Annotated in this window: 11 protein-coding genes; 3 read left to right on the forward strand and 8 right to left on the reverse strand. The window is 52.0% G+C overall.

Annotated elements, in window-relative coordinates:
- Positions 1 to 27: 27 nt before the first annotated feature.
- From creD to creA, 4 genes are read right to left on the reverse strand one after another with little or no spacing between them, the layout of a single operon-like run.
- Positions 28 to 1,380 carry a cell envelope integrity protein CreD gene (creD, locus tag BEA93_RS18960; protein ID WP_016249589.1) on the reverse strand — a complete coding sequence of 451 codons (1,353 nt, stop codon included), beginning with the start codon at positions 1,378 to 1,380 and terminating at the stop codon, positions 28 to 30.
- 57 nt (positions 1,381 to 1,437) lie between these two features.
- Complete coding sequence (gene creC, locus BEA93_RS18965; protein ID WP_016249588.1) at positions 1,438 to 2,862, reverse strand: two-component system sensor histidine kinase CreC; 1,425 nt, start codon at positions 2,860 to 2,862, stop codon at positions 1,438 to 1,440.
- Entirely contained in the window at positions 2,862 to 3,551 is a 690-nt protein-coding gene (gene creB / locus BEA93_RS18970) for a two-component system response regulator CreB (protein ID WP_001188652.1), read from the reverse strand. Before creB ends, creC begins: the two co-directional genes overlap by 1 nt.
- Before the next feature lie 12 nt (positions 3,552 to 3,563).
- The gene (gene creA, locus BEA93_RS18975) at positions 3,564 to 4,037 is read right to left on the reverse strand and encodes a protein CreA (RefSeq protein ID WP_000875488.1); all 474 of its coding nucleotides are present in this window, start codon (positions 4,035 to 4,037) and stop codon (positions 3,564 to 3,566) included.
- Between the two features lie 211 nt (positions 4,038 to 4,248).
- Here creA and robA point away from each other — a divergent pair, with 211 nt between their 5' ends.
- Positions 4,249 to 5,118 (forward strand): MDR efflux pump AcrAB transcriptional activator RobA, encoded by an 870-nt coding sequence (gene robA, locus BEA93_RS18980; RefSeq protein ID WP_000371670.1) that lies wholly within the window; start codon positions 4,249 to 4,251, stop codon positions 5,116 to 5,118.
- Here robA and gpmB read toward each other — a convergent pair.
- On the reverse strand, positions 5,115 to 5,762 hold the full coding sequence (gpmB, locus tag BEA93_RS18985; protein WP_016249587.1) for a 2,3-diphosphoglycerate-dependent phosphoglycerate mutase GpmB: 648 nt from the start codon (positions 5,760 to 5,762) through the stop codon (positions 5,115 to 5,117). The genes robA and gpmB overlap by 4 nt on opposite strands.
- A 51-nt stretch (positions 5,763 to 5,813) precedes the next feature.
- Between gpmB and yjjX the strand changes: the two genes are divergently transcribed.
- Complete coding sequence (yjjX, locus tag BEA93_RS18990; RefSeq protein WP_000546619.1) at positions 5,814 to 6,344, forward strand: inosine/xanthosine triphosphatase; 531 nt, start codon at positions 5,814 to 5,816, stop codon at positions 6,342 to 6,344.
- Between the two features lie 75 nt (positions 6,345 to 6,419).
- Here yjjX and trpR read toward each other — a convergent pair whose 3' ends face one another.
- Together trpR and sltY are read right to left on the reverse strand one after the other, a co-directional pair.
- Positions 6,420 to 6,746 (reverse strand): trp operon repressor, encoded by a 327-nt coding sequence (gene trpR / locus BEA93_RS18995; protein ID WP_000068671.1) that lies wholly within the window; start codon positions 6,744 to 6,746, stop codon positions 6,420 to 6,422.
- Positions 6,747 to 6,840: 94 nt separating this feature from the next.
- On the reverse strand, positions 6,841 to 8,778 hold the full coding sequence (gene sltY, locus BEA93_RS19000) for a murein transglycosylase (protein WP_000409422.1): 1,938 nt from the start codon (positions 8,776 to 8,778) through the stop codon (positions 6,841 to 6,843).
- A 210-nt stretch (positions 8,779 to 8,988) separates the two neighbouring features.
- Here sltY and ettA point away from each other — a divergent pair, with 210 nt between their 5' ends.
- Positions 8,989 to 10,656 carry an energy-dependent translational throttle protein EttA gene (ettA, locus tag BEA93_RS19010; RefSeq protein WP_000046765.1) on the forward strand — a complete coding sequence of 556 codons (1,668 nt, stop codon included), beginning with the start codon at positions 8,989 to 8,991 and terminating at the stop codon, positions 10,654 to 10,656.
- Between the two features lie 120 nt (positions 10,657 to 10,776).
- On the opposite strand, the gene nadR is transcribed toward ettA, so the two are convergent.
- On the reverse strand, positions 10,777 to 12,009 hold the full coding sequence (gene nadR, locus BEA93_RS19015) for a multifunctional transcriptional regulator/nicotinamide-nucleotide adenylyltransferase/ribosylnicotinamide kinase NadR (protein ID WP_000093824.1): 1,233 nt from the start codon (positions 12,007 to 12,009) through the stop codon (positions 10,777 to 10,779).
- Between the last annotated feature and the right edge of the window lie 7 nt (positions 12,010 to 12,016).

Below are 12,016 nucleotides of genomic sequence, written 5' to 3' on the forward strand. Positions count from 1 at the left end.
TTTTAGCGCCGTTTTTATTAGCCAATATTATTTCCAGATACGTAACTCATCGTCCGTTGTGACTTCTTTACTGATTTTCATTTTCGGCATTGAAAACGCATACCAGTCGATATTGCGAGTCACAAACATCATACCTGCCAGCGCCACCACCAGCACACTCGTCCCCAACAACAGCGCGCTATCGGCAGAATTCAGCAGTCCCCACATCACGCCATCCAGCAACAACAAAGCCAGGGTAAACAACATGCTGTTGCGCCAACCTTTTAATACCGCCTGCAAGTAAACACCGTTCATTAACGCCCCTATCAGGCTGGCGATTATCCAGGCCACGGTAAAACCGGTATGTTCAGAAAACGCCAGCAAGAGTAAATAAAACATCACCAATGACAGCCCCACCAGCAAATATTGCATTGGGTGTAAACGTTGTGCGGTTAGCATTTCAAAAACAAAGAAGGCCATAAAAGTCAGCGCAATGAGCAAAATGGCATATTTGGTCGCCCGGTCCGTTAATTGATACTGATCGGCTGGCGTAGTGACTGCGACGCTAAACGCCGGGAAATTGTCCCAACGGGTATTATTGCCTGAAGCAAAACGCTCACCGAGGTTATTGGCAAACCAACTACTTTGCCATTGCGCCTGAAAACCGGTCTCGCTGACCTCCCGTTTTGCGGGCAAAAAATCACCTAAAAAACTGGGGTGCGGCCAGTTACTGGTTAAGGTCAATTCGCTATTACGCCCCGTCGGCACCACGGAAAGGCTCCCTGTCCCGCTTAAATTCAGCGCCATATTCAGCTTCAGGTTCTGCTTCAGCCAGTTCCCTTCGGTTAAAGGAATATGCACGCCCTGCCCGCCTTGCTCTAACCCTGTTCCGGGTTCAATGGTCAGCGTCGTTCCGTTAAGTTCAGGTGCTTTCACCACCCCAATACCACGCGCATCACCTACACTAATCACAATAAACGGCTTGCCTAAGGTGATATTGGGCGCGTTGAGTTCGCTAAGACGCGAAACGTCAAAATCGGCTTTTAGCGTTAAATCACTGTGCCAGACCTGACCGGTATAAATGCCTATCTTCCGTTCTTCCACGTTCTGATTGCCATCAACCATCAACGACTCAGGTAACCAGAAATGGATAAAACTTCGTTTCCGCTCCACGGTTTTTTCTTCTTCTTGCACCGTATAAAGCTCAGTTACAGGGATAGCGATGAGCGGCCCGACCAACTTTTGCGACCCACTGGTGCTTTGACGAATCGCATCCTCAACATCACTACGGTAATCGGCACGTTCGACAATCACCTGCCGAATCAACATTAATGGAATTAACAGCAGCAACACGGCACCAAACAAAGTGGCCATTTTCCAGAACAGGGGGGATTTCAACATAGTCTTCTCCTTTGCGATGGCTGCAGTGTATGAAGACTATGTGGGAAGAATTTGAAGTTATGTGAAGTGCAGGTGAAGTCGGAGCGAGGCCAGCACGCCGCCTTGCGGCACGTTGCGCAGTGTGACTTCACCATTAAGCAAACGGGCAACTTCGCTGACAAACGCCAGTCCCAACCCACTGCTTTTTTGTCCATTCTCGCGCGGCAAAGAGTAAAAGCGTTCAAAAATACGCGACAGCGCGTAGTCAGGAATGCCGCTACCGGTATCCTGCACGTTAAGCGTAACTTGCTCCTGATCCACCTCAGCACTAAGCGTTATACAGCCATGCTCGGGGGTAAAATCGATGGCGTTATCCAGTAAATTCCCCAGCGCCTGTTCCAGCAACGCCGGTTCAGCAACAACGTTAACCTCGATGGGCATAACATTCAGAGTGATATTTTTTTCTGCCAACTGTACGGTGCGCGCTTCGCTGACGCGGAGAAATAATGCCGCCACATCAACCGCAGAAAGAACGACCTCCTGACGATTTTCCAGTCTTGCCTGGCGTAGTAGCGTTTCAACCAGCGCCTGCATTCTCGCGTTTTGTGTCAAAATATTGTCGGTAAAACGGGCTACCACTTCCGGTGGCGGTCCTTCGCGTAAGATTTCCGCCGCGCCACGAATTGCTGCCAACGGACTTTTCAGCTCATGGGTTAACGCGTAGACATACTGCTCAATATAGTTTTTCCCTTCCAGCTTCACGCGCATACTTTCCAACGCCTGCGCTAACTTACGCAACTCGCTGCTGCCAAGATCAGGGAGCGGAACGGGTTTATTATCGGTGACGGAATCAGCATAACGGGTGAGTCGGGCAATGGAGCGGTTGATCCACCAAACCATTCCGGCACCAATCACCAGTGCAATTCCCAGCAAAATGCCGCTCGCCCATAATATTCGCCGCTCGCTGCGTTTAATCACCGGCGCCATCGCCGCGTTCGGTTTGCCTACGCTCAAAACACCAATAAGCCGCGAGCCGTCCATAATGGGGGCAGCAACATACATCACAGAACTTTCGGGATCGGCGGGATTTTGCAACGTACTGCGCGCGCCATACTGACCGCGCAACGTTAGCCAGACATCATTCCAGCGTGAGTAATCCTGCCCAACGGCTTTATTTGCCGAGTCGAACAAAACTTTGCCCTGTGCATCAGTCATATAAACATGGTATTCGTTGCGCACTTTGTGAATGCCGCCGATATTGGCGCGAAACGGGCGATTTTGTAGTTGGTCAAACGCCTGTGCCAATTGCCCATGCGCAGGATCGCCAGAGAGCAAATCAGGGCGCGCCAGCTCCGCCAGCAACGTTGCGGTGTCGATCAACGTCCCTTCCGTCGCCCTTCGCACGCCCGGTTTAACTTCTTTGACAAAAATAGCCAGCACGAACCAGGCAGCCACTGCTACCAGTAAAAAATAGCCCAGCAACAGTCGCATGCCGATGCGCATTACAGACTCCTCAGGCTGTATCCCATGCCGCGGTGGGTATTAATCGGTGAAAGCTCGGGATTGATGCAGCGCAGCTTGGCACGCAGCGTTTTAATGTGGGTATCGACGGTGCGATCGTAAGTGTCCTGCGCGTCTTCCCAGACACTATCCATCAATTGCTGGCGTGACCAGACACGGCCTGGCGACTTGAGTAACGTTTTCAGCAATAAAAACTCGTATCGCGTCAGCGTTAATGGCGTGTCAAACCAGCTTATCTGCGCCGCAGGTTCATTCAGTTCAAAATGACCAATACGGATGACGGGAGGCGGCGTAGAAAATTTCTTCACCCGACGCAGCAAGGTGCGCACTCTGGCGCACACTTCGCGAGGTGAAAACGGTTTAGCCACGTAGTCGTCAGCACCAATTTCTAGCCCAAGCAGACGATCGACCTCTTCACTACGGGCCGTCAGGAACAGCACAGGCAACGCCGGATGGATCGCCAGCAACTGGCGGCATAATTCAAAGCCGCTGATATCAGGCAGACCAACATCGAGAATAATAACGTCGGGAACCCGCTGGCGCGCTTTATCGAGCACCGGCAAGCCCCGCTCAAAAACGTCGACGGCAAAACCTTCCTGCTGCAACATGTAGACCAGCGTGTCGGCTATCCCTTGCTCGTCTTCTACTAACCAGACCGTTTCCCGTTGCATAAATCGCCTCTGTTATTGTCGCCACGGCATGACAGGGACGGCGCTGATGGCATTTTTCGGTGAACCATCGACAACTTTGTCGGAGTAAGCCAGATAGGCGAGCGCATTGCGTTTGGCATCATAGAAGCGCACGACCTGTAACGACTTAAAGACCAGCGATGTACGTTTCTTGAATACCACTTCGCCCTGGGCTTTGCCGTTTTTAATGCGTTCTGACAGTTCAATCGGTCCGACTTGCTGGCAGGAAATAGCCGCGTCGGAAGTATCTTCCGCCAGCCCCAATCCGCCTTTAATACCGCCCGTTTTCGCCCGGCTCACATAGCAGGTGACATTTTTTACATCGGGATCGTCGAAGGCTTCTACGACAATTTTGTGATCCGGGCCGATCATTTTAAATACGGTATCAACCGAACCAATTTCTTCCGCATGTGCCAACGGCCCCAGCATTATCAGGCTTAAAGATAGGATCAAATGCTTGTATTTCATATTGTTACCATTTTTATAAGTTACATTAAGCAATTAGTTCGTCACGGTAAATAACATATTGATTAAGAACAAAATCTCAATACTTTTATTCCCGTAAAGACCTGAAACATACTCTACTAAGAAAAAAACACTGAATGCTAAAACAACAAAAAATGCTATTATCCAATTACCTGATGTCAGGTGCTCGTTGTTGAAAGGATGAGGAAATTTTATGGATCAGGCCGGCATTATTCGCGACCTTTTAATCTGGCTGGAAGGTCATCTGGATCAGCCCCTGTCGCTCGACAATGTAGCGGCGAAAGCAGGTTATTCCAAGTGGCACTTACAGAGAATGTTTAAAGATGTCACTGGCCATGCTATTGGCGCGTATATTCGTGCTCGTCGTTTGTCGAAATCAGCGGTAGCACTACGCCTGACCGCGCGCCCGATTCTGGATATTGCGCTGCAGTACCGCTTCGACTCTCAACAGACATTTACCCGCGCATTTAAAAAGCAATTTGCTCAAACACCTGCGCTGTACCGTCGTTCCCCGGAATGGAGTGCTTTTGGCATTCGCCCACCGCTACGTCTGGGTGAATTCACTATGCCAGAACACAAATTTGTCACCCTGGAAGATACGCCGCTGATTGGTGTTACCCAGAGCTACTCCTGCTCGCTGGAGCAAATCTCTGATTTCCGCCACGAAATGCGCTACCAGTTCTGGCATGATTTTCTCGGCAACTCGCCTTCTATTCCGCCAGTACTTTACGGTCTGAATGAAACGCGCCCAAGCCAGGATAAAGACGACGAACAAGAGGTGTTCTACACCACTGCGTTAGCCCAGGATCAGGCTGACGGCTATGTATTAACCGGGCATCCAGTGATGTTGCAAGGCGGCGAATATGTGATGTTTACCTACGAAGGTCTGGGAACAGGCGTGCAGGAGTTTATCCTGACGGTATACGGAACATGCATGCCAATGCTCAACCTGACACGCCGTAAAGGTCAGGATATTGAGCGATACTACCCGGCAGAAGATGCCAAAGCGGGAGATCGCCCAATTAATCTGCGCTGCGAACTGCTGATTCCAGTGCGTCGTTAACGCTGTAACTCATCTAATGCAGGGGCGTCCAGATGCGAGATGTCCCCTGCAGTTTCAACAACCCAGCCAGACGCCAGCCACAGGCTTTCCTGATAATCCACGCGCGAAATAGAACAGTTACGCAGGCGTAAACGGCGTTCTGCCCACGCCGGTAAGCCCAGAATGGTACTCACCAGACACCCCAGCGCAATACCGTGACTCACCAGCAGCGGTCGACTTCCCTGCGGTAAATCCCGACAAGATTCCAGTGCGGCATTGACGCGATCGCTCAGTTCCTGCATTGACTCGCCTTCAGGAATACGCCCGTCAACGGTGCCATTCACTAACTGGCGACGCCAGTTCTCTTCTTCTTCGGTCAGAGAATCAATATGTCTTTTTTCCAGCACCCCCATATTTAACTCACGCAGGCGGGGATCAAGGATGATGTCACAACCGCAAGCCTGGGCGATGATTTCCGCTGTACGCCGGGTGCGACCTAAATCGCTACTGATAATGTGGGTGATGCCAAGTTCTTTGGCACGGTTCGCCACCTGCATTGCCTGTTGCTCACCTTTTGCGGTTAGCGGGCTGTCAGACTGGCCCTGAATACGCCGCTCGGCGTTCCACTGCGTTTCGCCGTGGCGGACAAGGTATACCTGTAACATGCTTTTTTTCCGTATACTGCTTTAACGTTAATTTTTTGAGTAATCCTGATTATGCACCATGTTGTCTGTGCGACCACTAACCCCGCTAAGATTCAGGCCATTCTGCAGGCATTTCACGAGATCTTCGACGAAGGATCCTGCCATATTGAATCCGTTGTCGTCGAGAGCGGCGTACCGGAACAGCCTTTTGGTAGTGAGGAAACGCGCGCTGGCGCACGAAATCGGGTAGCAAATGCCCGCCGTTTACGTCCAGAGGCTGATTTTTGGGTGGCCATTGAAGCGGGTATAGATGGTGACAGCACCTTCAGTTGGGTGGTAATTGAAAACGCCAGCCAGCGTGGTGAAGCACGTTCGGCAACCTTGCCGTTGCCTGAGGTGATTCTGGAAAAAGTGCGTGAGGGCGAGGCGCTTGGGCCAGTAATGTCGCGCTATACCGGCATTGATGAGATTGGTCGTAAAGAAGGGGCGATCGGCGTGTTTACCGCCGGGAAACTCACCCGCGCCAGTGTCTATCACCAGGCGGTGATCCTGGCGCTAAGTCCGTTTCATAATGCCGTGTATCAGCCATTGCAGGACGGATAAGGCGTTCACGCCGCATCCGGCATTCGGTGCACGATGCCTGATGCGACGCTGATGCGTCTTATCAGGCCTACAAAATCAATCGCTTTTCAGCAACACGCCTTCCAGCCACTGACGTAGCTCGACGGGTGCCGCTTTCAGGCTGTTAGATCCACGCGTAATCGTCGCGATGCCCGCACCGAGTTCATTTTTTAACTCGCGCTGACTCATTTCACCGCGCAATAACTCTTCGACAATACGCACACGAGTTCCTAACGCTTCGCGCTCATCCGGCGTCAGCATCAGGTTTAACAACGGTAAATGGAGATCGTTTTCGTAGGCATTCTTAAGCAGGTCGACAAAACGTAACCACTCCTGGTGACGCTGTTCTGCCATCGCTGCTGAATAGGGTGATTGTTGGGCCATAGTGTGTCGCCATTGTTAGCGGGGGAAGCCTGATGCCTCCCCCGGTTGTACTCGCTAAAGAGTACGATAGCATATCATAAACGTGCAGATCAGTTCAGTAACGACGCCCCCATTCCGTGGCGCTCATCAACGTCGGTTTATCGCCCATGAAATAGCGATAGTACGCGTCATAAGCCAATACGTTCTTCACATAACCACGCGTCTCGGAGAATGGGATACTCTCGACAAATGCCACCGCATCGATACGCCCGGCGCTGTTACCAAGCCAGGTGCGCACCCGCCCCGGCCCGGCGTTGTATGCTGCGGATGAGAAAATACGGTTATTGCCGAACTGTTGATAAACATATTGCAGATAGCTGGTGCCAATGTTGATGTTCGTTTCCGGATCAAGCAATTGTGCCGGGCTGCTGTAACCAGGAATAGAGAACATCTTCACCGTATGAGTCGCCGTACCAGGCATAATCTGCATCAGCCCGCTGGCCCCTACCGGTGATTTCACTTTCGGATTCCAGGCGCTCTCCTGACGGGCAATCGCCATTGCATAGCTTTGCGGGATATCTTTGTCGTTAGTGTAACGTGCGAAGAGATCGTTATAGGCCAGTGGGAATCGTTCTTCCAGATGATCCCAAAGTTTCCCGGCAATCGTCGCCTGAACGCTGAGATCCCACCAGTGGTTGTTAAAAGCATAACGCGCCAGTTGCGCTTGCTCTGCTTTCGACTTGCTCTTCACCAGATTGGCCCACTCGCTACGGGCGGTATTATCGAGGTTCCAGTACATCAACTCGCGCACGCGCGCCATTTCCGCCCCCTGAGTCAGGGCGCTATCGACGTTCTGCGGCACTTTATCAATCTTCAGTTGATACTCTTCGCCTATGCGCTGCGCAGCAACCATTGGGTAGAAGCCACGCTGTTGCATGAGTTGATGCAAAATCTCTTTTGCTTCAGCTTCACGCCCACGTTCCAGCAGCAAATCCGCCTGCCAGTAGCGCCATTCATCTTTCTCTTTCGCTTCCATCGGCAAGCGCGCCAGCCATGTATTCAGCCCCGAACGGTCGCCGGTGCCAAGCGCCATCCTTATACGGCGTTCAATCAACGACGTGGATTGCGAACGCATAATTGCATCATCACGCCACTTCGCCTGTTCGTCGGTGACATCGTTGCCCATCAAACGCCAGGCAACGATATCACGTAGCTCCTGAATCTGATCTTCATTAAGCTGTTGTGCCTGGGCAAGTGAAGGGATCATCAGTCGTGCGTTTTCTACATCCTGCCGCGCCACACTGGCAAACGCCACCGCGGCCATCTGACGGGTAAAATCAGTCGCGCCGGTCGTTCGTGCAAAAGTCAGCACCGTATTGGGATTGTTTGCCAGTGAAATAATTGCCGTAGAAATAGTCTGGTAATCGGCGGGCATCTGCCCTGCCAGCACCGTCACCAGGCCGGTATTACCCGCCTTCATCGCCAGGCGGATACGCTCTAAATACGCCCGCGGATCTTGTTTGCCGGACGCGCGCCAGACGCTAAATAACTTGTCACAAGCGTTAGGCTGGCTCTTTCCTGTCAGCCACAGCTCTTTCGCCCCTTGCCAGGCTTCTTCGCTCTGCCCGGTATTCCATTTTGCATAGTAGTAATTACATTGCGCTTCGGTTGTGCCTGGCTTTTCCGGACTAAAAGCTAACAGGCCGCGCCAGTCTTCACGTCGCGCCAGTTCATTGACGAAACGAGATTGCAGCGTGCGAGCCGGAGGAAGCGTGGGGTTAGCGCGAACAAAGTTAGTGACCGTGACCGCCGGTTGATTCATCAGGTCATCGGTAATCTGGCGGTATTCCAGGTAGGGATAAAGAGGATAATCCTTCAGGGATGGCATCATCTGCTCAACCACATCCATTTGTCGATTATCCCAGGCCTGCTTGATTTGCGCGTAGCGGCTACGCTGCTCATCCAGTGAGTCGGCTCGCGCCACGCTGCTGACCGTCAGCAGACAGACACCGGCAGCCAACAGCCGCCAGGTAACGTGTTTGGCTTTTTCCACAAGCGCTTCCTCTAAGTGTAAATACATCAATGCAGCGTCATGCCGCGTAATAGATTTATGCTAACCAGTCATTGCCGTTTCCGCCACGTTATGGACACTTTTTTACTTTTACTGCGAGGGTGATCGACCGGCTGGGATTAGGCAGGGAAACAGGCTACACTTCGCCTTTGAAAACTCATCATCACGATAAACATAGAGGCGAAGTCCAACGTGGCTCAATTCGTTTATACCATGCATCGTGTCGGCAAAGTTGTTCCGCCGAAACGTCATATTTTGAAAAACATCTCTCTGAGTTTCTTCCCCGGGGCAAAAATCGGCGTTCTGGGTCTGAACGGCGCGGGTAAGTCTACCCTGCTACGCATTATGGCGGGCATTGATAAAGACATCGAAGGTGAAGCGCGTCCACAACCAGATATCAAGATTGGCTATCTGCCGCAGGAACCGCAGCTAAACCCGGAACACACTGTACGTGAGTCCGTTGAAGAAGCGGTTTCCGAAGTAGTTAATGCCCTGAAACGTCTGGACGAAGTGTATGCGCTGTACGCCGATCCAGATGCAGACTTTGACAAGCTGGCCGCAGAGCAAGGCCGTCTGGAAGAGATCATCCAGGCTCACGACGGTCACAACCTGAATGTTCAGTTGGAGCGTGCGGCGGATGCGCTGCGTCTGCCGGACTGGGACGCGAAAATTGCTAACCTCTCCGGTGGTGAGCGTCGTCGCGTAGCGTTGTGCCGCCTGCTACTGGAAAAACCAGACATGCTGCTGCTCGACGAACCGACCAACCACCTGGATGCGGAATCCGTAGCGTGGCTGGAACGCTTCCTGCATGACTTCGAAGGGACCGTTGTGGCGATTACCCACGACCGTTACTTCCTCGATAACGTCGCGGGCTGGATCCTCGAACTTGACCGCGGTGAAGGTATTCCGTGGGAAGGTAACTACTCCTCCTGGCTGGAGCAAAAAGATCAGCGTCTGGCGCAGGAAGCTTCGCAAGAAGCGGCGCGTCGTAAGTCAATTGAAAAAGAGCTGGAGTGGGTACGTCAGGGCACGAAAGGCCGTCAGTCGAAAGGTAAAGCACGTCTGGCACGCTTTGAAGAGCTGAACAGCACCGAATACCAGAAACGTAACGAAACCAACGAACTGTTTATTCCACCTGGACCACGTCTGGGCGATAAAGTGTTGGAAGTCAGCAATCTGCGTAAATCCTACGGCGATCGCCTGCTGATTGATGATCTGACCTTCTCGATCCCGAAAGGGGCGATCGTCGGGATCATCGGGCCGAACGGTGCGGGTAAATCGACCCTGTTCCGCATGATCTCCGGTCAGGAACAGCCGGACAGCGGCACCATCACTTTAGGTGAAACGGTGAAACTGGCGTCGGTTGATCAGTTCCGTGACTCAATGGATAACAGCAAAACCGTTTGGGAAGAAGTTTCCGGCGGGCTGGATATCATGAAGATCGGTAACACCGAGATGCCAAGCCGCGCCTACGTTGGCCGCTTTAACTTTAAAGGGGTTGATCAGGGTAAACGTGTTGGCGAACTCTCCGGCGGTGAGCGTGGTCGTCTGCATCTGGCGAAGCTGCTGCAGGTTGGCGGCAATATGTTGCTGCTCGACGAACCGACCAACGATCTGGATATCGAAACCCTGCGCGCGCTGGAAAACGCCCTGCTGGAGTTCCCTGGCTGCGCGATGGTTATCTCGCACGACCGTTGGTTCCTCGACCGTATTGCCACGCACATTCTGGATTACCAGGATGAAGGTAAGGTTGAGTTCTTCGAAGGTAACTTTACCGAGTACGAAGAGTACAAGAAACGCACGCTGGGCGCAGACGCGCTGGAGCCGAAGCGTATCAAGTACAAGCGTATTGCGAAGTAATGCGTAAAATGCCGGGTGCGGCGTGAACGCCTTATCCGGCCTACAAACACAGCGATTTCAATACGTTGTGAAACTCCAGGCCTGATAAGACGCGGTAAGCGTCTCATCAGGCATTGGGTCTTATCCCTGCTCCCCCATCATCTCCCGCACCAGCTCCACACAGCGCAGGAAACGGCTGTCGTAATCGTCCTCTTCGACCCGCACGAATTCGATATTGTTCTCTTCGAGCATCTCCACCAGCAGGTTCTGGAACTCTTTGCGATCCACCGAACTGCCAAGGCTACGTAAACCATCCGCCACCCACGGGGTGTTATTCTCAAGCAGGATCACCAGATCAAAACGGTATTCATCAATCAGCGCCTGCACGAACGGATGCTCACGCCCTTCGTACTTTTTGCAGAACGCCTGAGTAGTGACAAAATCGGTGTCGATAAACGCCACTTTATTGGCGTATTTTACTGCAAAATCAATATATTGTGCGTGTCCAAGCGCGATTTTATCGTAGTCAGAATACTGTAACGCAATCTCGTCACCGCCAAGATGCGAAAAAACATAATCACGACCAAACTCCCACGCACTGGTGGTGTTGAAAATGTTAGCGAGTTTATTTACCAGAGTGGATTTACCGCTCGACTCGCCACCGAGGATCGCTACAGTACGCACAAAGAACGGCTTCACTTCGGTAGGAATATATTCCCAGTAGCGGAACGGGTTTTCGCGGATCTGCGCACCACTGATACTCATAAAGGTGCGTTTCGGATCGATCAGCACCGTTTCGATCCCCAGATGTTCCATATACTGCGGCGCGTCGGCTTCTTCCGAGGTGTAGATCAGATCCGGCTGAATGCCCTTTTCGGCCATAAACTTTTTGATGCCGTTGCTCCACACATCCCATCCGTGCGGATACGGTTCCATGCCCTCTTCATTGAAGGAATGAATGCGGATATTTTTCTGATATTTAAAAGTCTGCAATAACCAGCGCAGACGATCCGGCACCGTTGGTTGCTGCGACATGGCGCTATCTTCAAACAACGCGCGGTCACGGGTGTCGTCAAACCCCATAATGATATGCAGCTCATCAACCTGACTACAGGCACGCTGGATAAGATAGATATGTCCGGTATGTAGCGGATAAAATTTACCGAATACGACACCGATGGTTTTCTTCTGCCGGGGAAATTCCAACCCGAGGAAACGGTGCAACGCCTCCAGCTTTTGCGCGCTGGGGCTTTTAATTTTGGCATTCAGTAACTGGCTTAAATACCCTTTGGTCATACCGCTGGCATCGGCCACCTGCTGTAGCGTGCAGCCCTGTTGCTTGATGGCAGTTTTCAGGTAATCAAATGACGACATATCTCCC

The organism is Escherichia sp. MOD1-EC5950, from assembly GCF_002965345.1.
Lineage (GTDB): Bacteria > Pseudomonadota > Gammaproteobacteria > Enterobacterales > Enterobacteriaceae > Escherichia > Escherichia marmotae.

Excerpts from the sequence above, each read along its gene's own strand:
- creB (WP_001188652.1), bottom strand. The coding sequence starts at position 3,551 with ATGCAACGGGAAACGGTCTGGTTAGTAGAAGACGAGCAAGGGATAGCC.
- gpmB (WP_016249587.1), bottom strand. The coding sequence starts at position 5,762 with ATGTTACAGGTATACCTTGTCCGCCACGGCGAAACGCAGTGGAACGCC.
- creD (WP_016249589.1), bottom strand. The coding sequence starts at position 1,380 with ATGTTGAAATCCCCCCTGTTCTGGAAAATGGCCACTTTGTTTGGTGCC.
- nadR (WP_000093824.1), bottom strand. The coding sequence starts at position 12,009 with ATGTCGTCATTTGATTACCTGAAAACTGCCATCAAGCAACAGGGCTGC.
- creA (WP_000875488.1), bottom strand. The coding sequence starts at position 4,037 with ATGAAATACAAGCATTTGATCCTATCTTTAAGCCTGATAATGCTGGGG.
- trpR (WP_000068671.1), bottom strand. The coding sequence starts at position 6,746 with ATGGCCCAACAATCACCCTATTCAGCAGCGATGGCAGAACAGCGTCAC.
- creC (WP_016249588.1), bottom strand. The coding sequence starts at position 2,862 with ATGCGCATCGGCATGCGACTGTTGCTGGGCTATTTTTTACTGGTAGCA.
- yjjX (WP_000546619.1), top strand. The coding sequence starts at position 5,814 with ATGCACCATGTTGTCTGTGCGACCACTAACCCCGCTAAGATTCAGGCC.
- robA (WP_000371670.1), top strand. The coding sequence starts at position 4,249 with ATGGATCAGGCCGGCATTATTCGCGACCTTTTAATCTGGCTGGAAGGT.